Consider the following 24,444-nt stretch of genomic DNA (forward strand, 5'->3'; position numbering starts at 1 on the left):
ACCTAAATATCGAATAATAAGTTACGTTTTTTTATCTAAAAAATGAATTTTTAAATAAAACATAAAAGAAAGCCCTACCTTGCGGTAGGGCTTAGGGTTATAGCAAACACAAGTTTGTGTAAGGAGAAAATATGTCTAAACTATTTTGCAAGTTTTTGACGGATTGCGTTTGCTAATTCGGTGCTCACTTTCTCAAAGTGTGCCATTTGGCGTTCAACAATTTCAGGTACAGTTACACCAGATAAACCTGCTGCAAAGTTACCCGCTAAACGATCTTTCTCTTCAGCAGTGAAGATGTTGTAAAGTGCTGCTGGTTGTGAGTAGTAATCGTTATCGTATTCGCGGAAGTCAAAGTGTGCTGCTTCACGTTCGATTTGTAAAGGCACTTGGTCGTGTGTCGGCACATAAGTTTCGAAACGATTTGGTGCATAGTTAGGGTTGTTACCACCGTTGTTATCTACACGCATTGCACCATCACGATGAGTTGTGTGATATGGGCATTTTGGTGCGTTTACTGGGATTTGGTGGTGGTTCACACCTAAACGGTAACGCTGTGCATCTTGGTAAGAGAACAGACGACCTTGTAACATACGGTCTGGCGAGAAACCAATTCCCGGAACGATGTTAGATGGAGCGAATGCCGCTTGCTCAACTTCTGCGAAGTAGTTTACTGGGTTACGGCTTAATTCTAAAACACCCACTTCGATTACGGGGTAATCCGCGTGTGGCCATACTTTGGTTAAGTCAAATGCATAGTTGTGTTTGTGTGCATCTGCTTCAGGCATGATTTGTACTTGAACAGTCCAACGTGGGAATTCACCACGCTCGATTGCTTCGTATAAATCTTGTTGGCTTGATTCACGGTTTTCACCCACAACTTTCGCCGCTTCTTCGTTAGTGAAGAATTTGTGACCTTGTTGTGTTTTGAAGTGGAATTTCACCCAGAAACGCTCATTTGCTTCGTTTACAAAGCTATAAGTGTGGCTACCGTAACCGTTCATGTGACGTAACGTCGCAGGAATACCACGATCTGAGAACAATGTCATAATTTGGTGCATTGACTCAGGGTGACGTGACCAGAAATCCCACGCAGCGTTTGCATCACGTAAGTTAGTTTGTGGGTTACGTTTTTGGGTGTGAATAAAATCTGGGAATTTTAATGGATCACGAATAAAGAATACTGGTGTGTTGTTACCTACTAAGTCCCAGTTACCTTGTTCTGTGTAAAATTTTAATGAGAAACCACGCACATCACGCTCTGCATCTGCTGCACCACGCTCACCCGCAACGGTTGAGAAACGTAATAAAACTTCAGTTTCAGCACCTGGTTTGAATACCGCTGCTTTGGTGTATTTAGTGATGTCTGCTGTAACTTTGAAAGTACCATAAGCTGCAGAACCTTTAGCATGAACAACACGCTCAGGAATACGCTCACGTGCGAAGTGTGCTAATTTCTCTTGGAACCATACATCTTGTAAAAGTAATGGACCACGAGGGCCAGCAGACATTGTGTTATCGTTATCAACAACAGGTGCACCTGCTGCGTTAGTTAATGTTTTTGAACCATGATCAAATGGGCATTTAGACATAATAAAATCTCCTAAAAGGGTAATAGGTAATCAATTCGGGGCGGATTATATGCGGATTGCTTTTGGCCCTCAAACTATCAAATCAATAAAAAATAGCTATCAAAATTAATTTATTGATAGCTATTCTCAATAATTTAAGTCTATTTTCTTTACCTATGCCGCAAAATTCAGAAAAAATCAGATCGCTTGTTCTGCTTAAAGGCACTTTCAATGTCTGAATGAGGGAAGAACTTCGTTGTGAAGTGGTATGGCTGTCTGGAAACTGTTGATTAACTACCTTCACTTTTGAAGTCATTTAAGAAAAAGTCCTTCGAGAGCGAGGAAATTTATAATTGTGGCTTGAAATCCGCCCACTCATCCCTATTTATAAGCTCGTTTTCCGCCTACAAGCGGTCATTTTTTTGAAAAATTTTACTAATCAAAAGGAACATTATGAGCCAAAATCAAGAAACTCGTGGCTTTCAATCGGAAGTCAAACAACTGCTTCAATTGATGATCCACTCCCTTTACTCCAACAAAGAAATTTTCCTGCGTGAGTTGATTTCCAACGCGTCTGATGCAGCGGATAAATTGCGTTTCAAAGCCCTTTCTCATCCTGAGTTGTACGAAGGCGATGGCGAATTGCGGGTTCGTATTAGTGTTGATGAAACTCTCGGTACGCTAACGGTTAGCGATAACGGCATCGGAATGAGCCGTGAGCAAATCATCGATCATCTTGGCACAATAGCCAAATCAGGCACCAAAGAATTTTTAAACGCTCTTGGCAGCGAGCAAGCCAAAGATAGCCAGTTGATCGGGCAATTCGGCGTCGGTTTCTATTCTGCCTTTATCGTGGCAGATAAAGTGACTGTTCGCAGCCGTGCAGCAGGACTTTCGGCGGAGCAAGGTGTGCTTTGGGAATCTGCGGGTGAAGGTGAATATTCCGTTGCCGACATTGAGAAAAAAGAGCGTGGCACGGAAGTGATTTTACACTTGCGTGATGATGAAAAAGCCTTCTTAAGCGAATGGAAATTACGCGAAATCATTGGCAAATATTCTGATCATATCGGCTTGCCAGTGGAAATTCTCACCAAAGAATATGATGACGAAGGGAAAGAAGTTGGCACCAAGTGGGAAAAAATCAACAAAGCTCAAGCCCTGTGGACACGTTCTAAAAATGAGATTTCGGACGAGGAATACAAAGAGTTCTACAAACATTTGAGTCATGATTTTGCCGATCCGCTGCTTTGGTCGCATAATAAAGTTGAAGGTAAACAGGAATACACCAGCCTGCTCTATGTACCGAGCAAAGCCCCGTGGGATTTATTCAACCGTGATCACAAACACGGCTTGAAGCTCTATGTACAACGGGTCTTCATTATGGATGATGCCGAACTCTTTATGCCAAATTACCTGCGTTTTATGCGTGGTTTGCTCGACAGCAACGACCTGCCACTCAACGTTTCCCGTGAAATTTTGCAAGATAACAAAACCACTGCGGCATTGCGTTCGGCATTGACCAAACGCTCGCTGCAAATGTTGGAAAAGTTTGCGAAAGATAACCCAGAGCAATATCAACAATTTTGGAAAGAGTTTGGATTAGTGCTAAAAGAAGGGGTGGGCGAAGATTTTACCAACAAAGACCAAGTCGCAGGCTTGCTACGTTTTGCTTCGACTCACAGTGACAGTAGCGAACAAGCGGTCAGTTTTGCCGACTATCTTGCAAGAATGAAAGACGGACAAAAAGCGATTTATTATGTAACCGCTGACAGCTACACCGCCGCTAAAAATAGCCCACATTTAGAATTGTTCAACAAAAAAGGCATCGAAGTGTTGTTGCTTTCCGACCGCATTGATGAATGGTTGCTTGGACATTTAACCGAATTTGACGGCAAACCGCTACAAAGTATCACCAAATCCGATTTAGATTTAGGTGATCTTGCCGACAAACAGGAAGAAGACAGCCAAAAAGCTCAAGAAGCCGAATTTGCCAGCTTCTTAGAACGAGCAAAAAGTTACTTCGGCGAGCGAGTTAAAAAAGTGGCACTTACCCACCGCTTGACGGACACTCCTGCGGTTGTCTCCACGGACAGTGATGAAATGACCACCCAAATGGCAAAATTGTTCGCCGCAATGGGTCAGCAAGCCCCAGAAGTGAAATACACTTTTGAGCTCAACCCCGATCACCCGATGATCAAACGTGTTGCCGACATTGCCGATGAAGATCAATTTAACGATTGGTTAGAATTGCTGTTCGAACAAGCGTTACTTGCAGAACGTGGTACATTAGAAAATCCAACAGCGTTTATTAAACGGATGAATAAATTGCTTGGATAATCAATGAAAAGGGCGGGGAAATCCCGCCTATGAATTGCAAAACTTTCTGAGAAACTGATCGCTTGCAAGCAGGTAACAAGCGGTCAGTTTCTCACAATTTTTTGCAAACTAGACAACCAAATAGTGACAAGGGATAATGTCGCTATTTTTTATCGTTAGAATTTACTGTGAATCTCACCTTACCCCCACTTAGCCTTTACATTCATATTCCTTGGTGCGTGCAGAAATGTCCGTACTGTGATTTCAATTCCCACGCTCAAAAGGGAGCCATTCCTGAACGCGACTATATTCAGCATCTGTTGGCGGATCTTACGCAGGATCTTGAACATTATCGCTCGGCGATTGGCGAGCGGAAGATTCATTCCATTTTTATCGGGGGAGGCACACCGAGTTTGTTCTCAGCGGACGGTATTGCCTATTTATTGGCAGAAATTGAAAAGCGGATCGCCTTTGCACCGAATTTGGAAATCACGTTAGAAGCGAACCCCGGCACAGCGGAAGCGGAACGCTTTATCGGCTACGCTCAAGGTGGTGTGAACCGTATTTCAATGGGGATTCAGAGTTTTGAACCTGAAAAATTGCTCAAGCTCGGACGGATCCACGACAGCCAAGAGGCGAGACAAGCGGTCAGTTTCGCTAAACATTCTGCAAATTTTGGGCTACGCAGCTTCAATGTGGATTTAATGCACGGCTTGCCAAATCAGTCCGTTGCCCAAGCCTTGAACGACTTACGCCAAGCGATTGAACTCGCCCCGCCGCATCTTTCGTGGTATCAGCTCACCATTGAGCCGAATACGATGTTTTACTACCGCCAGCCAACGTTGCCCGATGATGATGAATTGTGGGATATTTTCGAGCAAGGGCATCAGCTTTTAACGAGAGCGGGCTATGAGCAGTATGAAACGTCTGCCTACGCCAAAAAAGGCTTTCAATGCCAGCACAATTTGAACTATTGGCGGTTTGGCGATTATTTAGCGATTGGCTGCGGTGCCCACGGCAAAATAAGCTATCCAACGGGTGAAATCTACCGCTTTAGTAAAACCAAGCATCCGAAAGGCTATATGCGAGGCGAGTATTTGTATCAGCAAGATTTGGTTGAAATGGCGGATCGCCCTTTTGAATTTTTTATGAATCGTTTTCGCTTGTTGGAAGCTACGCCCAAAGCCGAATTTGAAGGCTACACAGGCTTGTCGCAAGAAATCGTTCGCCCGACAATCGATTGGGCATTGGGGAAAAATTATCTCAGCGAAACCACAAGCCATTGGCAAATTACTCAGCAAGGCAAGCTGTTTTTAAACGAACTTTTGCAAGGATTTTTAGAATAATGGAACTCAGCGATCAAGAAATGTTGCGTTACAACCGCCAAATTGTGCTGAAAAGTGTCGATTTTGACGGGCAGGAAAAACTCAAAGCCAGTCGCGTGCTGATTGTGGGCTTAGGCGGTTTGGGCTGTGCTGCCTCGCAATATCTCGCTAGCGGCGGTGTTGGGCATTTGACGTTGGTCGATTTCGATACGGTTTCTCTGTCGAACTTGCAACGCCAAATTTTACATACAGACGAAAATATCGGCGAGCCGAAAGTGGAGTCGGCAAAAAAACGCTTGGCGGCGTTAAATCCGCATATTGAAATTGAAACGATTAATGCGAAATTGAGCAAAAGTGAATGGGCCGCGCTGATCCCACAGTTTGATGTGGTGGTGGATTGCACCGATAATGTTGAAATTCGTAATTTATTGAATTTGCAATGTTTTTGTCATAAGCGACCGCTTGTATCGGGCTCGGCAATTCGCTTTGAAGGGCAAGTATCGGTGTTTCGCTATCAGCAAGGTGAGCCGTGCTATCAATGCTTGAGCCAACTGTTTGGTGAAAATGTATTGAGCTGTGTGGAAGCGGGGGTGATTTCTGCGATTGTTGGCGTGGTAGGAACGCTGCAAGCGCTAGAAACAATGAAGATTTTGATGAATATCGGCAAAACCTTGTCAGGCAAGCTGCTGATGATTGACGGGCTCAATTTCTCAGTGCGAGAAATGCAGTTGCCTAAGTTACCAAATTGTTCCATTTGTAAAGAACTCTGATCAGTAGGAAACAATGTTAAAAGTTGTGCAAGTTTTGGTTAAGTGATTTGACCAAGTTGTTTCTTTCGCTTATTATATGCATCGGTTGATCCTCTTTAGTTCAGTCGGTAGAACGGCGGACTGTTAATCCGTATGTCGCTGGTTCAAGTCCAGCAAGAGGAGCCAACTAATTTCCTCCTTTAGTTTTTATTTTTGATCGTTGTTTTATTTGTCTCCTTTAATAAGACACCAATTCATACCTCCAGAATTAGATCAAAAATATTGCCCTCCATGTTGAGGGCTTTTTTTTATCCTAAATTTACGGTACAAGCGGTCCGTTCCGTAAAATTTTTTGCAAATCTTTTGGCGGATCTGACCGCTTGTATTAGCAAAAGTGATAAATCAGTTTTGTCAGCAACGCTTGCGTTGGGCGAACGAAGCGGCTGTCGAGAAACTCATCAGGTTGGTGGGCTTGTTCGATGGCGCCAGGACCAAGCACCAAAGTGGGACAGAGTTGGTTGATAAACGGGGCTTCCGTGCAGTAATTGACTGACTCACATTTCTCGCCGAGTAATTTTTCTACCACTTGTACAATTTGTTCCGAATGTTCGCATTCATAGCCGGGGATACCGCCGTGCAGATGACGAATTTCGATGCGGTCGCCATATTCCGCAATCAGCGGGGCAAGGCTTTGTTGCAGTAAATCTTGCAGATCTTGCACCGCCAAATGCGGCAGCGGACGAATTTCAAGCTGCAATTCACAGCAGGCACAAATGCGGTTTAATGCATCGCCGCCGTGGATATTGCCGAAGTTCATCGTTGGATAAGGCACTTTGAATAATTCATTGCGAAAATCTTGTTGCAAGCGGTGCTTTAGTGCCAATAAATTGCAAGTGGCTTGGTGCATAATTTCGATCGCATTTACGCCATTCGCAGGATCGCTGGAATGCCCCGATTTACCGATAATTCTCACCGCTTCGGCTAGATGCCCTTTGTGAGCTCGGATCGGTTTAAGCGACGTCGGCTCACCGATAATTGCACAATCAGGGCGAATGTGGGCGTGTTGAGCAAAGGTTCTGGCTCCGAGCATAGTGGTTTCTTCATCGGCAGTGGCGAGAATGCGAAGCGGTTTGGTGAGTTTGCTCAGATCGATTTGGCTGACGGCGTCGACCACAAATGCAAAAAAGCCTTTCATATCGGCACTGCCTAAGCCGTAGAATTTGCCGTCTTTTTCGGTCAGTTTGAAGGGGGCGAACTGCCAACGTCCTTCATCAAATGGTACGGTGTCTGTATGCCCTGCAAGTAATAAGCCGCCTTCACCTTCGCCATAAGTCGCCAATAAATTATATTTTTCTCGGCTACCTTCGACTTTGATAATCTCCGTTTTAAAGCCAAAATCCACCAGCCAACTGGCAAGCAATTCGATAAGCGGTCGATTGGTTAAATCAAATTGCGGTTCTAAACTGCTGATAGTAGGGATTTCGATAAGCTGCTGATAACGTTGTAAAAAAGGAATGGATTTCGTCATTATTTCACCTGTCTTAAAATCGCAAAGCCTGCGGCAATTTCCCAAATGAGCAGGCTGTATAAACTGATTCTTTCTAATAGGGGCAAGTATTCGGTTGGTTGGAATAAGCTGACTAAAATAGCAGCGAGCCCAAGACTGCCAGCAATGACACTGAACTGTCGGAATAACGAAAGGTCAGAGGCTTTTATGGTTAATGCCGTGATGATGAGCATAAGATTGCCGAGTAAAAAAGTGAGGCTAACCCCTAGATTTTGCAGCCCACCAACTGTCCATTTACCGCCTTGAGCGGAAGAGATCAATATCATTCCGCAGCTGATTAAAATGGCAAGAAGCCCTGTTATCAGGCGGATTCCGTGAGTTATTCGCATTACCGCAAACCAATAAATTACCGCAAACAAGTAGCCTTGAGTCAGAAAAGAAGCACGAATTACAAAGGAAAGTGGCGAGTTAAACACGGCTTTTTCATCAATCAACGTGCCCTGAGGCTGTGCTAATTCGAAAATAGTATGATGCAGATAAGCCGAAAGCGAGGCATCACTGAAAAGAATAGCAATGAGTTCCGCAAATAAAAAATATAAACCGATAAAAACCGAGAGTATCGCAAAGATTTTCACGACAAAAGAGTGACTATGGCGAACGCAAGGGTGCATAAGAATAGGGTAAAAGATTACGCCAAATGACCCTTTAGTAAAAAAGTCTTCCAGTTTTTGGTATTGATTTTTTATTATGTGGATAAGGGAATTGAGGCTTGCTTGTTTCATTTTAGGGGATCCATCGTCTCTCATTGCGGTAAATTTAGCACAAAACCGAAAATCTTGTGTTGTACGATCAGAAAAATAATTTGTCAGCTCGGCAGAAAAAACGTATTATAGACGTCTAGATGGAAAAACTTCCAAAAATAATTTGTGCAAGCGGTCAGATCATGGCAATTTTTTGCAAAATGTGATGCGAAACTGACCGCTTGTTTTATACATAAAAATTTAGATAAATCAAAAGGATAGCAAAATGACAATCAATTTATTTACTTCTGAGTCTGTGTCTGAAGGACATCCAGATAAAATCGCCGACCAAATTTCTGATGCGGTATTAGACGAAATTCTCAAACAAGACCCCAAAGCGCGTGTGGCGTGTGAAACCTATGTGAAAACCGGTATGGCATTGGTGGGCGGTGAAATCACCACATCAGCGTGGGTGGATATCGAAAACTTAACCCGCCAAGTGATTTGTGACATCGGCTACACCCACTCGGATATGGGCTTTGATGCGCACTCTTGTGCGGTGTTGAATGCGATCGGCAAACAGTCACCAGACATTAATCAAGGCGTAGATCGTGCCAACCCATTAGAGCAAGGGGCGGGCGACCAAGGGATTATGTTCGGCTATGCGACAAATGAAACGGAAGTATTGATGCCAGCACCCATTACTTACGCCCATCGTTTAATGGAACAGCAAGCGAAAGTGCGTAAATCGGGTAAACTAGATTGGTTACGTCCCGATGCGAAAAGCCAGCTCACTTTCATTTATGAAGATAACAAAATCAAAGGCATTGATGCGGTGGTGCTTTCAACTCAGCACGCAGAACACGTGTCACAAAAAGACGTTTTTGAAGGCGTAATGGAAGAAATCATCAAGCCAGTATTGCCAAGCGAATGGTTGAGCCAAGACACCAAATACTTCATCAACCCAACGGGACGTTTCGTGATCGGTGGACCAATGGGCGACTGCGGTTTAACAGGACGTAAAATCATTGTTGATACCTACGGCGGTGCAGCGCGTCACGGTGGTGGGGCGTTCTCGGGTAAAGATCCATCAAAAGTGGACCGTTCAGCGGCTTATGCGGCACGCTATGTAGCAAAAAATATCGTCGCGGCAGGTTTGGCAGATCGTTGTGAAATCCAACTTTCTTATGCGATCGGTATTGCCGAACCAACCTCAATTATGGTGGAAACTTTCGGCACGGGCAAAGTCGCAAATGACGTTTTGGTGAAATTAGTGCGTGAATTCTTCGATTTACGCCCGTACGGCTTAATTCAAATGTTAGATTTAATTCGCCCAATCTATCGTGAAACGGCCGCTTACGGTCACTTTGGTCGTGAACATTTCCCTTGGGAAAAAACCGACAAAGCAGCCGCATTAAGAGAAGCGGCTGGTTTGAAATAATTGAGAGAATCCCCCTTACCAAAGGGGGATTTTTGTATCTATGATTGACGCCCATATCCCTCTTGATCAATTCAGCGATGAACAAATTGCTGAAATCTCTTCCCGTCGAACTCGTCGCCCAGCGAACCCACCAAAATACGTTGAATTTTTATTCAGTTAAATAATTTTTTGTGATCTTCTTCACATTTTCTCTTGAAATACTCTTGACAAGCCCAATTTATTGTTTTGTCTAAATGGTAAGGTGGGTTTTAACCTACCATTACAGTTTTGAATTTATTGGTGGGTCGAGGCTCACCCTACACTCAATTGAAAGGAACGCTATGAATATCGATAAATTTACCAGCAAATTCCAAGAAGCGATTGCCGAAGCACAGTCTTTAGCGATTGGTAAAGACAATGCTTACATCGAGCCTGTGCATTTGATGTTGGCATTGATGAGACAAAGTGATGGCTCCACTGCACCGCTTGTCACGGCATTAAATGTGCCAGCGGCAAAATTGGTGAGCGAGTTGGAGAGTATGATCAACCGCTTGCCACAAGTGCAAGGCACCAATATTCAGCCATCACAGCAACTTTTCCGCTTGTTAAATCAATGCGATAAATTAGCACAACAATTCGGCGATAGCTTTATTTCATCGGAATTGTTTGTGTTAGCTGCGTTGGACGATAGCGGTGAATTAGGCAAATTACTGAAAAATGTCGGGCTGACTAAAGAAAAAGTGACAGCAGCCATTCAACAAATTCGTGGAGGAGAGAACGTGAATAGTCAAAATGCGGAAGAAACCCGCCAAGCATTGCAAAAATATACCATTGATTTAACCGAACGGGCTCGTAGTGGCAAGTTAGACCCTGTGATTGGTCGTGATGAAGAAATTCGCCGTGCGATTCAAGTGTTGCAACGCCGTACCAAAAACAACCCAGTGTTAATTGGTGAACCGGGCGTGGGTAAAACGGCGATTGTGGAAGGGTTAGCACAACGCATTGTTAATGGCGAAGTGCCTGAAGGCTTGAAAAACAAACGTGTATTATCGCTTGATATGGGGGCGTTGATCGCAGGAGCGAAATATCGTGGTGAGTTTGAAGAGCGTTTAAAAGCGGTGTTGAACGAACTGGCGAAAGAAGAAGGTCAGGTGATTTTATTCATCGACGAAATTCACACCATGGTCGGAGCGGGCAAAACAGATGGGGCGATGGATGCGGGCAACTTGCTGAAACCATCTCTCGCTCGGGGTGAACTGCACTGTGTTGGAGCAACGACTTTAGACGAATATCGTCAATACATTGAAAAAGATGCAGCACTGGAACGCCGTTTCCAAAAAGTATTGGTGGATGAGCCAACGGTGGAAGATACCATTGCGATTTTACGTGGTTTGAAAGAGCGTTATGAAATTCACCACCACGTGCAAATTACTGACCCAGCAATCGTGGCGGCAGCGACCCTATCGCACCGTTATATTAGCGACCGTCAGTTGCCAGACAAAGCGATTGATTTGATTGACGAAGCCGCATCTAGCTTGCGGATGGAAATTGATTCCAAACCGGAACCGCTTGATCGCCTTGAACGCCGAATTATCCAGCTCAAATTAGAACAGCAGGCGTTACAAAAAGAAGATGACGAAGCTAGCCGTCAGCGACTTGCAAAATTGAGTGAGGATCTGACCGCTCGTGAGCGTGAATATGCGGAGCTAGAAGAAGTGTGGAAAGCAGAAAAATCCGCCTTGCTTGGTGCACAACACGTAAAAGAAGAATTGGAAAATGCTCGTTTGAAAATGGAACAGGCTCGCCGTGAAAATAACTTCGAGAAAATGGCAGAGTTGCAATACGGTATCATTCCAACTCTCGAAAAACAGTTAGCAGAAGCGGAAAAACATGAGTCTGAAGAGAGCGGAATGCAGCTGCTACGCACCCGTGTTACGGACGAAGAAATCGCCGAAGTGCTTTCTCGTGCTACAGGCATTCCTGTTTCAAAAATGATGGAAGGCGAGAAAGAGAAATTACTCAAAATGGAAGAGGTGTTACATAAACGTGTGATCGGGCAATCAGAAGCGGTTGATGCCGTAGCGAATGCCATTCGTCGTAGTCGTGCAGGGCTTTCTGACCCGAACCGCCCGATTGGTTCATTCTTATTCCTAGGGCCTACGGGGGTAGGGAAAACCGAATTGTGTAAAACCTTGGCGAATTTCTTATTCGATAGTGAAGACGCAATGGTGCGGATCGATATGTCCGAATTTATGGAAAAACATAGCGTGTCTCGCTTGGTTGGTGCCCCTCCGGGTTATGTCGGCTATGAAGAAGGGGGATACTTAACTGAAGCGGTTCGCCGCCGTCCATATTCGGTGATTTTGCTCGATGAAGTGGAAAAAGCCCACCCAGATGTGTTTAACATCTTGCTGCAAGTACTTGATGATGGACGGTTGACCGACGGTCAAGGTCGCACGGTTGATTTCCGCAATACGGTGGTGATTATGACCTCAAACTTGGGTTCACATTTAATCCAAGAAAATGCGGAAAACATGAACTATGACGAAATGAAGGCCGTAGTGATGAATGTGGTTGGGCAGCACTTTCGACCAGAATTTATCAACCGTATTGATGAAACCGTAGTGTTCCATCCGCTTGATAAAGACAACATTCGTGCGATTGCTCGTATTCAATTAGCACGTTTAATCAAACGCATGGCAGAGCGAGGCTATCACGTGACAGTCACCGATGCGGCGGTGGATCATATCGGAGCTGCAGGTTTTGACCCATTGTTTGGTGCAAGACCGCTCAAACGGGCAATTCAGCAAGAAATTGAAAACCCACTTGCACAGCAAATTTTATCTGGCAAATTGTTGCCAAATAAAGATGTGGTGGTGGATTACCAAGACGAACGAATTGTGGCGTTGCAATAATCATCAACAAAAACCTCGCAACAGCGAGGTTTTTTTATGGGTGGAAGACGACAAGCGGTGGCTTCCGATAAAAAATTTGCAAAAAATCTGTCGGAAGTCACCGCTTGTTTGGGCTAGCCTTTGAAGGCAGGCAATAAGTTGAACATGGAAAGGAAGTGGAAGACGGCGGTGACAACGCCAAAAATAATCAGTAACACAATGGTGAAATTCCCGCCCCATACAATGAATCCCGTGTTGCCATTTGGCATTGAGCGGGATTTTTTTGCAAGCATTGCGGGAATGATGCACGTCCAAATGGTGGCAACTGCACCTGCGTAGCCAATGGCTTTTAAGAATCCAAGTGGGAAAGCAACAGATAAGATGAGCGGTGGTAGGAATGTGACCGCCCAAGATTTTGCTCGCCCTGTTTTACTATTATCAAATTTGAAGAAATCGGCTAAGAAGTCAAATACTCCCAAGCCAACGCCAATGAAAGACGATAGGATGGCGGCGATAGAGAAAGCATTGATGGCTTGTTTCAGTGTGCTTGATTCAATCACATTACCCAATGCAGCCAGCAGGACATCTAAATTTCCGCTTTGTTCGAGAACGGGAGCAAATTGATCTCGTGAGAGATTGCCAAAAATAGCGATAACCCAAAGTAAATAAAGAGTTAAAGCGATTGTCGTGCCTCCGATAATGGCTTTCTTCGCTTTGTATTCATCACCATAATAGGCTCGCATTGTAGAGACAGAGTGATGATAGCCAAAAGAGGTGAGTGCAACGGGTAGAAGCCCCATGGCATAAATAGCGTAGTTTGGGTCGCTACTTTGCGGGTTAAATAATTTTCCGAGATCGATATTGGCGGTGAGTCCTGAAATACTCAGAATAAAACTGAATGACATAAAAATGATCAGTAGCACGGAAATACGATCGACAATGCGAGTGGAGTGCCAAACAAAATAGGAGAAAACTAAGACGAAAATCACTGACCATAAACGTGAGTCGAGTTTAATAAAATCGCTGGTCAGCCCTGCAAGAACTTCCCCAGAGGCGGTGGTATAAGCGTAAAGTAAAATACCACCAACAAAATAAACAGCTAAGTTATTGATAATATTGACAGTATTACCAAGCATACTTTTGGTTACCGTATTAAAAGATGCCCGTAAATCATAATGTTTATAGGCTTCAAGCAGTAGCCCACCTGAAAGCGTCATTATTAGCATGGTGAAACAGATCGTGATGATCGACCAAATTGTCCAAGCACCTGCACCAGAAGTTGGTAAACCTAACATTCCCGCACCAACACAAACACTCGCGATAATACAGGCACCGCCAAAAATTGAAGGTGTCTTTTGCATAATCAATTTCCTTTTAGACGAGAGACTCACCGCAACAAGCGGTCAGATGATCAATAAATTTTGCAAAAGGTGGGCGAGATGCCCACCATCTTGTTTTGCCGTTTTACACCTCTTTCAAACGAGCGGTAAAGTGGCGGAGCACTTTTGGCTCGTAGGTGAAGGTAAGCCCTTTGATATTTTTTGCATTTTCTTTGACTTGTTTGAACGCTTCAATAATAAAATCCATATGCGTTTGTGTATAAGTGGCTCGAGGAATGGTCAATCGTAGCAATTCGGCAGGGCAAGGCAGTTGTTCGCCTGTTTTTGGATCTCGACCGAGAAGGAATGAGCCAATTTCAACCGCTCGAATGCCTGCCACTTTATAAAGTTCACACGCCAGAGCTTGTGCGGGGAATTGATCTGCGGGGATATGTGGCAATAGTTTACCGGCATCAACGAAAGCGGCGTGTCCACCGGGTTGTTGGCAAACAATGCCAATTTCTTCTAAGCCATTCACTAAATATTCAATTTGATTTATGCGATACGCCAGCCAGTCTTGACGCATACCATCTCGCAAGCCTACGGCTAAACGTTCCATGGCCCCACCTTCTAAACCACCATAGGTTGGGAAGCCTTCCTGTACTACACAAAGTGTGCGGCATTCATTATAAACATCTTCCATTGAACTCTCTTTGAAGCACAGCAAACCGCCCATTGGAACCATTGCATCTTTTTTGGCAGACATAGCGAGAGCATCGGCATATTTATAGCTTTCATAAGTGATCTGTTCAATGGTCCAATCTTTGTAAGCCGTTTCTCGTTGCTGAATAAAGTAAGCATTTTCAGCGAAACGAGCAGAATCCATAATCACAGGAATATCGTATTTACGTGCAATTTCATACATCCCTTTCATATTCGCCAGTGACACCGGCTGCCCACCAGCAGAGTTACAAGTAATAGTACAAACGATATAAGGCACATTATTGGCACCGACTTCTTGAATACCCTGTTCGAGTTTTTCTAAATCAAAATTGCCTTTGAAATCGGCATTAACGCCTGTGTCAAAAGCTTCTTTGGTATAAACGTTACGAACCGTAGCCCCATTAATTTGGCTATGACCTTGAGTTGTATCGAAGAAATAGTTGGAAAAAACGACCATTTTATTCCGATCAAGCCCTTTTTCCTGTTCGCGTTTGCGGATTAGGACAGGAATATAAATTTGTTCAGCTCCACGGCCTTGGTGAGTCGGAATAGTGTATTCGTAGCCAAAGATCTCTTTTACCGCATTGGCAAGAGCGTAGTAACTGCGGCTGCCGCTATAGGCTTCATCTCCACGTAACATTGCGGCTTGCATTTCTTGTGTGACTGCACCTGTGCCACTATCAGTGAGAAGATCGATAAAAATATCTTCACTGTCTAATAAAAATGGATTCATACCGGCTTTAAGAATAGCGTGATCACGATACTCACGTGTTGTGCGTTTTACTGGCTCAATGACACGAATACGGAAAGGCTCTGGTAAATGTTTAAAATTTTCCATTGTAACGTCCTTAATGAATAGAGAATGGGACAAAATAAAATGAATTTATTTTGTAGAATCAAATGATTGGGAAACAAACAAAGAAAACGATCAAATTATGGGAAAGAAAAAAGAGAGCTTGGGATCAACGATGATCCAGATTTGGTTAGGGGATAGTATTTGTGTCATAAACGTATCCTTTTCAGTGATAATAGGATTTATGGCATCAAGACATTGATGATATCTCATCAATGCTGTCAATAAATCTAACGTTTTGGTTAAATTTTGTCATGTTTTTTGTTTAAAATTTGTGATGTAGCTCACAAAATAATCAATGCTTGCTTTTTCACAAGAGTTAGATTTTAATGGCAAGACGTTTTACCCAGCGTGGGGGCTCTATGAGTATTTATTCTTTAAAACCCGCATTTCAAAATTTGTTACGTCCGATAGTGCAACGCTTGTATGATAAAGGCGTAACAGCGAATCAAGTCACCGTTTTGGCTTGTCTTATTTCTGTCTTTGTTGGGGTATTACTTTGTTGTTTTTCAACGCATTCAGCCCTTTTTCTATTATTGCCTTTATGGCTTTTCTTACGAATGGCACTAAACGCCATAGATGGAATGCTTGCCCGAGAGTTTCATCAACAATCTCAATTAGGTGGCTATCTTAACGAGCTGACTGATGTGATTTCAGATTCCTTTCTCTATTTACCTTTTGCTTTAATCGTACCATTTCACTTTTGGCAAATCGGATTATTTATTTGGCTTGCTTTATTAACAGAAATGTGTGGCATTTTAGGGCAAGTACATGGCAACAGTCGGCGATATGATGGACCATTAGGTAAGAGCGACCGAGCCTTTTTGATCGGTGCTTTAGGTCTTTGGTACGCCATTGCAGGGACTTTCCCTCCCCTATTTGTTTGGCTGATGTGGGGGGCTTGTATCATGCTAATTGTGACTTGCTATAAACGAGTGAGAAACGGATTAATTTAGAGGAATAGAATATGCAACAAGAACAACAAAACTATTTTACAACGAGTGATGGCACACAACTGTTTTATCGTTATCGTCCAGCATTGCAAGGACAAAATGATAAAGCGATTGTGTTATTTCATCGAGGACACGAACATTCTGGACGAATGATGTTTCTGGCTGATGAGCTAGGATTAGACGACTTTGCCTATTTTGCTTGGGATGCGCGCGGACACGGACATAGCCCTGGGGAACGAGGTGATAGCCCAAGTTTGGGCACTTCGGTGGCAGATATTCAAGATTTTATGCAGCATATTGAGCAAACCTACCAAATCAAACTTGAAAATATCGCAGTGATCGCACAGAGCGTTGGTGCAGTGTTAGTTTCTACTTGGCTACATGATTATGCCCCTAAAATTCGTTGTGCCATTTTGGCATCACCTGCCTTTAAAGTGAAACTCTATGTGCCTTTTGCTCGTGAAGGATTACGTTTGATGTATAAATGGAAAGGCAACTTCTTTGTGAATAGCTATGTTAAAGCACATTATCTTACTCACAATAAAGCACGCCAAGAGAGTTACAATAACGATCCATTAATTGCTCGAGCAATTTCCGTGCGAATTTTACTAGGGCTATATGATGCGTCTGAACGAGTCGTTGCAGATGCTCAAGCGATTACCACACCCATTCAGCTTTTGATTTCAGGAAGTGACTGGGTTGTTCATCATCAACCGCAACACGAGTTCTATAACCGCTTAGGCAGTCATATAAAAGAACGCCATGTGCTTAAAGGGTTTTATCACGACACTTTAGGCGAAGAAAATCGAGAAATTGCCCTTAAAGCAGTGCGACGTTTTATTCAGGAACGTTTTGCAGAGCCATTGCAAGTGGTAGATGTTTCACAGTCGCATATTTATAGTCCTAGTCGCACCGAGGCGGATCAATTAGCCACGCCATTATCCTTCTTTTCCGTAAAAGGCTTTTTCTGGGCAAGCTACCGTTGGCTGATGAAATTAGGTGCTCGTTGGAGTCAAGGCTTGAAGCTGGGACAAGAAACGGGTTTCGACTCTGGGAGTACGCTGGATTATGTTTATCAAAATCAGCCACAAGGAACAAATAAGTTTGGTGAATTGGTTGATAAAAATTACCTCAATGCTATTGGTTGGCGGGGAATTCGTCAGCGTAAAGTGAATATTGGTAAAGCGATTCAACTGGCGTTTGCTAAATTACGTGCAGCGGATCAACCGATTCATGTTTTAGATATTGCGTCTGGGCATGGTCGTTATGTTTTAGATGCACTCACCACAGATAATTTACCTCATTCAATCCGTTTAAGGGATTACAGCCCGATTAATGTTGAAGCTGGGCGTAAATTGATCTTTGAACGAAATCTGCAAGATATTGCGATGTTTGAGCAAGTGAATGCGTTTGATCGAGCCAATTATCAAGATCTTGAGCCTGCACCAACCTTAGGCATTGTCTCGGGACTACATGAACTCTTTGCTGACAATGAGTTAATTTTAAATTCGCTGTACGGCTTTGGCGATGCGATTCAACAAGGTGGCTATTTGATTTATACAGGGCAGCCTTGGCATCCACAGTTAGAGATGATTGCTCGTTGCTTAACCAGCCATAAAGAAGGAAGCCCAGATTGGATAATGCGTCGTCGATCACAACAAGAAATGGATCAACTCGTTGAAAAAGCAGGCTTTGAAAAAATCCATCAATGGATTGATGAAGACGGTATTTTTACTGTTAGCCTTGCACGAAAACGTTGATGACAAGCGGTCAGTTCCGAGAAAAAAATTGCAAAATTTTGGGCAGAAGTGACCGCTTGTTGCTTAAGAATTTAGGAAAAATCAATGCGAAAATACATCTATTTTTTGAGTTTATTTGGGCTATGGAATAATACTTTAGCACAAGAAATTAATGTAAATTCAGTGCCTTATTCTTTTGTGGATATGCCAATTTTACAACAGCATTTGTTAGGGTTATCTAATAGTAAAGATGGCGAATATATTCGAATAGAACGAAATTTAGCACAGCTTATCCAAATTGATATTGATAAGCTCAATGCATTATTAGCAGAGCCAGTCTTTACTATTTCAGAGCATGATAGTGTTTTCCAAGAGGTAAAAGGAAAATTTCTTTCAGAACAAAGTTTCAGCACATTATTTGATAATCTCTCACTGAGAAATGATGTGCAATATCCATACCAATTTCTTCGATTAGACTATAGTAATCAAGAGATTGGCTTATTGTTTTATCTCTATTTTTCGGATTTTTTTCGTCAGAATCCACAATATCGTATTCAGTTGAAGCCTAAAATGATTGAGCTAGTAACAGGTAAAAAAGTAACTGAGCCTGATTTTTTTTCAAAACAGAATATAGAAAATAAGCAGGATAATATTGATTCCGATGTATTTCCTATTTTAAAAAGTCAAGTTGAAAAAAGTGAACTGCCACTTTTTGTGTTTGATTTAAAGGAGAGAATTAAGAATCTCCAGCTATTGATTGAATATCCGACTTTTAAGAAGAATGAATATAAAATTGAAAATCGTCTTGGCGAACATGCTATTAATGGTAATAAAATAAATGTTGTTGAAGTTAAAGATGATTTTTTGATACTGGAATTGCCTGCTGAATTAGCTAATCATATACTGGTAAAAGAAAGTCACCGAGATAGTTATTTAACTCGCTCGGAAACACAAGTAAAACTCAATGAGAGAGATAGAAAAAATGTTCAAGAATGGCTGAATTTACTTAAGCAAGCTCATATTCAAGTTAAGCAAGGAAAACTCGCTAGAGAAAGTGAACTTCAGGATTATTTAAATACGCATAAGCCAAAAAAAGCATTAAGTTTAGAACAGAGTCGTATACAAATTGCTTATTATTATGAACATAAACCTGCCGAAATAATTTTGCAGATCACTGAATTAGATTCGCTAAAAACGATTGAAAAAGACATCGCTTTAGTAAGAGAAGATCTAGCGAGCGGATATTTTGTAGCTGGGGTAGTTAATTCTGAAAAAACAGGTGTGATGAATAATCAAGGGAATTGGTTGGTAAATCCAGATTATTTTCGTCTAAGAATGATTAATCCATACTATTTTGCAGATGAATATCATCAGTATCATTTTAATCCAGAAGATAATGCTTTATCCAAAGTTAATTATAATTTGAATGATGCAACCATTTATATGGATAACTGGGTTAAAGTAGAATTTGACTCTTCTTATATTCTTAATTTGGCTAATATTAAAACAGGTCAGTTAGCATTCAATAGAAACTATGAGTATCTTGACTTTATTGGAAAGGATTTTTTGATTGCTAAAGAGGCAGATACCCAGAAATTTGGAGTATTCCGATCAGACTTATCAATGCTTCTCCCTTTTGAATTCTCCCATATAAATTATGAGGCGGGATTCTTTTACACCAATAAAAGAGATAGAAAAGGAGAGACAATTTCAGATGTATATAATGCACAAGGAAAAAATATTACCAACGGCAAATATCAAGAGATACATAAATTTAATGATGGTTTGCTATTAGTGAGAAGAATGGTTGATAAAAAGGATAAAAAAACAGGCGCAAGTGAATATGAGTCCTATCATTATGTGATAGATGAAATGGGTAAAGAAGTACTTAATTTAACTAAATTACATCTTTTATCTACGGCAGAAAGATTCAGTGTGGGATTATTAGCAGTCCAAGATGGGAAAACAGAAAAATATGGATTTATTGATCGCCAAGGTAAATGGGTGATTTCTCCACGGTATCATTATGCAACGCCATTTTTTATGGGATCAAAATATGCATTAGTAGAATTAAATGATCCCATTTGTAATAAGAATAATACGGCATCTTTTGCGTTGATCGATACTAAGGGAAAAATCAAAAAGTGTTTTTCTGACGTGACAGATTGGAATTGGCGATCGGAAGATCACGAGTTTATTTATTCAAACGGAATATGGTATGACGATTTTGGTCGCCCAACGAGAACTGAGAAAGAATAATGCGTAAATTTTTAACCAGAACGTGGTATTTAGCTTTAGTTGGTGTATTTTTTTATTCCACCTATGGTTTTTCTAATTGGTTTACTGCTCAGCAAGAAAATGTGCCTGAAATTATTTTTAGTTGGGAATATCAAATCCCATTTCTTGCTTGGACAATTATTCCGTATTGGTCGTTAAATCTTTTATATGCCCTTGCATTTTATTTGTGTCGAACCAGTCAAGAATTACATCGCTATATTTTACAGTTAATCCTTGCACAGTGTCTCGCGGTTATTGGCTTTTTATGTTTTCCATTACAATTTAGTTGGGAAAAACCAGTCACAGAAGGCGTATTAGGTCAGCTTTTTTCTTCTCTTGCAGCATTTGATCAGCCGTATAATCAAGCTCCGTCACTTCATATTATTTTAACCATCGTTGTTGGGGCATTTTATTGGCGTTATTTATCTAAAAAATGGCATTTGCCATTATTGATTTGGCTAAGTTTGATTGCAGTTTCTATTTTAACCACCTATCAGCATCATTTTATTGATTTACCAACAGGGGCATTAATTGGTTATTTGATTATATGGGCATTTCCTTATGAGAGCACCACCCCATTAAACGTAGAGAAAAAAGAAAGTAATCAAAAAAGACGTAAATTAGCAAGTTATTATTTCCTTGCTGGATTCATTATTGCACTGTTTGCATTTTTGAATGGTACTTGGCTATGGGTTTTATGGATTTCAGTTGCGTTATGGTTAGTCGCCTTTGCCTATCAGTATTCAGGGGTTAAGGTTTTTCAGAAAAATCAATATGGAAAATTATCTGTTCCTGCTTTTTTATTATTATTGCCTTATTTAATTGGGGTGAGAATCAATATAGGAATATGGCTGTTTGGAAAACAGAAAGCCGTGGCAGTGACAGAGAATCTTTTTATCGGCAGTATTACGGAAACAAAAAAATTCCCTGTTGTTGTGGATCTATGTGCCGAATATCCGAGTGTTAATGTCAAAAAATATTGTGCTATTCCCATGTTAGATTTGGTCGCACCGCCCGTACCAGACTTAGTGAACGCGGCCGTTTGCATTCAGCAAAGTCTTCAACAAGGTGAAAATGTGTTGGTTTGTTGTGCATTGGGATATGGTAGAAGTGCCGCTGCCATTTTGGTTTGGTTGGTGATATTTGGCGAGTGTAAAACACTTGAACAAGCCATTGAGCGACTTCGGTTGGCCCGTCCTGAAATGGTACTGCCAGAGGAGAGTCGTTTATCCATATTATCAGCCATTGAGGATTTGCAAAAAACGTCTCGGAACTAACCGCTTGTTAAGCCAAGCTAAGGAGAAAATAATGGACAAAAATGCCTTAATTACTAGCCATCTTTTAGCAACCAGCCGCTATATTGCCGTTGCGAATGTTGTCATCTTTTGTCTTTCTGCATATCTCGGTGGAGGACTGTTTTCCATTCAAGTGATGCTGTTTGCGTTGTTGCTTTATTGGCATGTTCGGATCTACTTTGATCAAAAGCTCTTTGTAGGATTAGCAAGACAGCAATTTTCCACTGAAGATCTTGACTCAGCACTCTCAATATTGGATTTGCAAAAAAATAGTGGGAACAGACCGCTTGTATTGCGAGTTCAAGGTGCTGCTAAGTTATGGCGATACCTTGTTTACACCACACAAGTGCAATTATTACTCTTTTTTATCCAATCTTAAGGAGAGGCTCGATGAAAAAGATGATCAAGAAAACCTTAGCTTGGCTTACCAACCATCTGCTTTGTCGGCTGGTCTCATTTCTGACTGGGCTGAGAACTAAGCCCGTTCAAGAAATGACCTTTGAGCCTGAACGTAAGGTTTACTATGCCAACCACACGAGCCATGGTGATTTCATTTTGGTTTGGAATTCACTGCCAGACAGATGGCGGTTACGAACTCGCCCTGTGGCGGCATCGGAATATTGGCTGGGTGGACGTTGTCGAAAGTTTATTGTTGAGAATGTATTTAATGCGTTGCTCATTCCACGTCATAGTGAGCATCCCGAAGAAATTACCGATCAACTCAGCCAAGCTTTGAAAGCACATTCGCTGATTATTTTTCCAGAAGGAACAAGAAATACCGATGAAGAAATCCCCCTTCAGCCTTTTAAAACGGGGATTTATCATTTAGCGAAAGCGAATCCAGATATTCAATTTGTACCTATGTGGATCAATAATATCAATCGTGTATTGCCCAAAGGGAAACTGTTGCCTGTGCCTTTATTATGCGATGTGCGTATGGGTGAACCGTTTCAACTTGAAGTGGGGGAAGAAAAGCAAGCTTTTTTAGAACGCTCGCATCGCTTGCTTTTAGAGCTTGCCCCTAGCGGCACGTTGAAGGAGAAAACGTTATGATTACACCACAAGTCGGTTATATCTTTGCGGCGGTATTTGCGGTATTAATTATCGCCAGTGTGATCGGTGAGATGCTGAAACAAAAATATGGCGTAAAGAATCCAACTATTGCGAATCTGACTGCTCGGATTGATGCGTGGTGGGTGATGACGTTGATTTTACTTGCCGCTTTTTTATTTGGGCAGATCGGCACCACCATTTTATTTTTCTTAATCTCCTTTGTGGCATTGCGTGAATTCATGACGCTGGTTTATCGTAAACGCAGTGATTATTACAGCATGGTGGTCTGTTTCTATTTGTTATTACCAATTCAATACTATTTCGTGCTTGACCATTGGTATGGCATGTTTTCGATTTTCATTCCAGTCTATGGTTTTTTATTACTGCCTATTGTGGCAAGTATGAGTGGAAATACGGAACATTTTTTAGAAAGAGCTGCTAAAACGCAGTGGATGGCGATGATTTGTATTTTCTGTTTGTCGCACGTGCCAGCGTTACTTTTTTTAAACCTAGACGGATTCCACAGTGATAATAATATCTTATTACTCATTTTTATGATTGCGACTGTGCAAGCAAGCGATGTATTACAATATATTTGGGGTAAATTAGTGGGCGGGCCGAAAATTATGCCACGTTTATCGCCTTCTAAAACCGTATCTGGCACCGTTGGCGGCATCTTGTCTGCTACAGCACTAGCCGCATTAATGGCTCCTATCACACCATTTAGTTACTGGCAGGCGGCTGCAATCGGGTTTGTTATCTGTATCATGGGATTTCTTGGCGGGTTAGTGATGTCTGCGATCAAACGCGATCACGGTGTGAAAGACTGGGGAAATATGATTAGTGGACACGGTGGAATGCTAGATAGAGTCGATTCAATCTGTTTTGCGGCACCTGTTTATTTTCACTTTGTTCGTTATTTTTGGAATGGTTAAATCCAATTGACTTTCTTTCGATTTCTGCTAGTTTAGCCGCAATTTTTAACCCTAAAACTATCTCTATTTAACAGGAGTTTTTTATGCAACAAAATCTCACCACAACCGTACGTGGCGAATCGTTAGTTAGCACCCACAAAGTGCTACGTAATACCTACTTCTTATTAGCATTGACGTTAGCCTTTTCATCCGTCGTTGCGATAGTTTCCATGAGCCTTAATTTGCCCCGTTTACCTTGGTGGGGAATGTTAGTTGGCTTCTATGGCTTACTTTTCCTAACTAGTGCCACAGCTAACAGTGCAATGGGCTTGGTGAGTGTATTTGCACTTACCGGCTTTTTAGGTTACAGCTTAGGTCCAATTCTCAATGCTTTCGTCAGCAACGGAATGGGGGATATTGTTGCATTAGCCTTCGGTGCAACCGCAGCGGTATTCTTTGCTTGCTCTGCCTATGTGCTAACCACTAAAAAAGATATGTCTTTCCTTTCGGGAATGATGATCGCACTTTTCGTAGTGTTGCTAGTCGGTGTGATTGCCAACATCTTCTTGCAAATCCCTGCGTTGGGTTTAGCCATTAGTGCCTTATTTGTGTTGTTCTCAACGGGGGGGATTTTATTTGCGACCAGCAACATCATTCACGGTGGCGAAACCAACTATATTCGTGCAACTGTGGATTTATACGTTTCCCTTTATAATTTATTCGTCAGCTTCTTAAACATCTTCGGTGTGCTTGGCAACGACGATTAATTGTCTTTCGGGCGAGCCAAATGGTTCGCCCA

The 24,444-nt window shown here is 42.1% G+C and carries 20 protein-coding genes and 1 tRNA gene; 14 read left to right on the top strand and 7 right to left on the bottom strand.

All coding sequences use genetic code 11. From position 1 onward, the window contains the following. Positions 1-140 precede the first annotated feature (140 nt). Both A4G17_RS06325 and A4G17_RS06330 read right to left on the bottom strand, forming a co-directional pair. Positions 141-1,589: a catalase gene (locus A4G17_RS06325; RefSeq protein WP_123956411.1), complete on the bottom strand. Its 1,449-nt coding sequence runs from the start codon at positions 1,587-1,589 to the stop codon at positions 141-143. An 82-nt stretch (positions 1,590-1,671) separates the two neighbouring features. Further along, positions 1,672-1,884: a hypothetical protein gene (locus tag A4G17_RS06330; RefSeq protein WP_165894264.1), complete on the bottom strand. Its 213-nt coding sequence runs from the start codon at positions 1,882-1,884 to the stop codon at positions 1,672-1,674. A 137-nt stretch (positions 1,885-2,021) separates the two neighbouring features. Here A4G17_RS06330 and htpG point away from each other — a divergent pair, with 137 nt between their 5' ends. The 4 genes from htpG (at position 2,022) to A4G17_RS06350 (ending at position 6,144) form a co-directional block, all read left to right on the top strand. Continuing rightward, the gene (gene htpG, locus A4G17_RS06335) at positions 2,022-3,905 is read left to right on the top strand and encodes a molecular chaperone HtpG (RefSeq protein WP_123956410.1); all 1,884 of its coding nucleotides are present in this window, start codon (positions 2,022-2,024) and stop codon (positions 3,903-3,905) included. A gap of 167 nt (positions 3,906-4,072) precedes the next feature. Further along, positions 4,073-5,230, top strand: coding sequence for a radical SAM family heme chaperone HemW (hemW, locus tag A4G17_RS06340; RefSeq protein WP_123956409.1), 1,158 nt, complete (start codon positions 4,073-4,075; stop codon positions 5,228-5,230). Then, positions 5,230-5,979: a molybdopterin-synthase adenylyltransferase MoeB gene (gene moeB, locus A4G17_RS06345; protein WP_123956408.1), complete on the top strand. Its 750-nt coding sequence runs from the start codon at positions 5,230-5,232 to the stop codon at positions 5,977-5,979. The genes hemW and moeB overlap by 1 nt, the downstream gene beginning before the upstream one ends. 89 nt (positions 5,980-6,068) lie before the next feature. Next, positions 6,069-6,144, top strand: a tRNA-Asn gene (locus A4G17_RS06350). Between the two features lie 199 nt (positions 6,145-6,343). Here the strand turns inward: A4G17_RS06350 and argE are convergent. Both argE and A4G17_RS06360 read right to left on the bottom strand, forming a co-directional pair. Further along, positions 6,344-7,486: an acetylornithine deacetylase gene (gene argE, locus A4G17_RS06355; RefSeq protein ID WP_123956407.1), complete on the bottom strand. Its 1,143-nt coding sequence runs from the start codon at positions 7,484-7,486 to the stop codon at positions 6,344-6,346. After that, positions 7,486-8,136, bottom strand: a complete 651-nt coding sequence (locus A4G17_RS06360) for a hypothetical protein (protein WP_148087022.1) — start codon at positions 8,134-8,136, stop codon at positions 7,486-7,488. Before A4G17_RS06360 ends, argE begins: the two co-directional genes overlap by 1 nt. A gap of 355 nt (positions 8,137-8,491) precedes the next feature. Here A4G17_RS06360 and metK point away from each other — a divergent pair, with 355 nt between their 5' ends. After that, a complete protein-coding gene (gene metK, locus A4G17_RS06365) occupies positions 8,492-9,646 on the top strand; it encodes a methionine adenosyltransferase (protein ID WP_123956405.1) in 1,155 nt (384 codons plus the stop codon). A gap of 320 nt (positions 9,647-9,966) precedes the next feature. After that, positions 9,967-12,540, top strand: coding sequence for an ATP-dependent chaperone ClpB (gene clpB / locus A4G17_RS06370; protein WP_123956404.1), 2,574 nt, complete (start codon positions 9,967-9,969; stop codon positions 12,538-12,540). A gap of 113 nt (positions 12,541-12,653) precedes the next feature. Here the strand turns inward: clpB and A4G17_RS06375 are convergent, their stop codons facing one another. The 3 genes from A4G17_RS06375 to tnaC form a co-directional block, all read right to left on the bottom strand. Next, on the bottom strand, positions 12,654-13,880 hold the full coding sequence (locus A4G17_RS06375; protein ID WP_123956403.1) for an aromatic amino acid transporter: 1,227 nt from the start codon (positions 13,878-13,880) through the stop codon (positions 12,654-12,656). Positions 13,881-13,983: 103 nt separating this feature from the next. Next, positions 13,984-15,399: a tryptophanase gene (gene tnaA / locus A4G17_RS06380; protein ID WP_123956402.1), complete on the bottom strand. Its 1,416-nt coding sequence runs from the start codon at positions 15,397-15,399 to the stop codon at positions 13,984-13,986. Positions 15,400-15,489: 90 nt separating this feature from the next. Then, positions 15,490-15,627 carry a tryptophanase leader peptide gene (gene tnaC / locus A4G17_RS10380; protein WP_418886405.1) on the bottom strand — a complete coding sequence of 46 codons (138 nt, stop codon included), beginning with the start codon at positions 15,625-15,627 and terminating at the stop codon, positions 15,490-15,492. Positions 15,628-15,776: 149 nt separating this feature from the next. Here tnaC and A4G17_RS06390 point away from each other — a divergent pair, with 149 nt between their 5' ends. The 8 genes from A4G17_RS06390 to A4G17_RS06425 all read left to right on the top strand — a co-directional run bounded on the left by A4G17_RS06390 (position 15,777) and on the right by A4G17_RS06425 (position 24,412). Further along, the gene (locus A4G17_RS06390; RefSeq protein ID WP_123956400.1) at positions 15,777-16,370 is read left to right on the top strand and encodes a CDP-alcohol phosphatidyltransferase family protein; all 594 of its coding nucleotides are present in this window, start codon (positions 15,777-15,779) and stop codon (positions 16,368-16,370) included. Between the two features lie 11 nt (positions 16,371-16,381). Further along, a complete protein-coding gene (locus A4G17_RS06395; protein WP_123956399.1) occupies positions 16,382-18,127 on the top strand; it encodes a bifunctional alpha/beta hydrolase/class I SAM-dependent methyltransferase in 1,746 nt (581 codons plus the stop codon). An 84-nt stretch (positions 18,128-18,211) separates the two neighbouring features. Beyond that, a complete protein-coding gene (locus A4G17_RS06400; protein ID WP_123956398.1) occupies positions 18,212-20,365 on the top strand; it encodes a WG repeat-containing protein in 2,154 nt (717 codons plus the stop codon). Then, complete coding sequence (locus tag A4G17_RS06405) at positions 20,365-21,660, top strand: phosphatase PAP2/dual specificity phosphatase family protein (protein ID WP_123956397.1); 1,296 nt, start codon at positions 20,365-20,367, stop codon at positions 21,658-21,660. Before A4G17_RS06400 ends, A4G17_RS06405 begins: the two co-directional genes overlap by 1 nt. Positions 21,661-21,691: 31 nt before the next feature. Further along, positions 21,692-22,057 (top strand): hypothetical protein, encoded by a 366-nt coding sequence (locus A4G17_RS06410; RefSeq protein WP_123956396.1) that lies wholly within the window; start codon positions 21,692-21,694, stop codon positions 22,055-22,057. 11 nt (positions 22,058-22,068) lie between these two features. Then, positions 22,069-22,731: a lysophospholipid acyltransferase family protein gene (locus tag A4G17_RS06415; protein WP_123956395.1), complete on the top strand. Its 663-nt coding sequence runs from the start codon at positions 22,069-22,071 to the stop codon at positions 22,729-22,731. Further along, the gene (locus A4G17_RS06420; RefSeq protein ID WP_123956394.1) at positions 22,728-23,666 is read left to right on the top strand and encodes a phosphatidate cytidylyltransferase; all 939 of its coding nucleotides are present in this window, start codon (positions 22,728-22,730) and stop codon (positions 23,664-23,666) included. The genes A4G17_RS06415 and A4G17_RS06420 overlap by 4 nt, the downstream gene beginning before the upstream one ends. A gap of 83 nt (positions 23,667-23,749) precedes the next feature. Beyond that, a complete protein-coding gene (locus A4G17_RS06425; RefSeq protein ID WP_123956393.1) occupies positions 23,750-24,412 on the top strand; it encodes a Bax inhibitor-1 family protein in 663 nt (220 codons plus the stop codon). Positions 24,413-24,444 lie beyond the last annotated feature (32 nt).

The organism is Frederiksenia canicola, assembly GCF_011455495.1.
GTDB classification, from domain to species: Bacteria; Pseudomonadota; Gammaproteobacteria; order Enterobacterales; family Pasteurellaceae; genus Frederiksenia; species Frederiksenia canicola.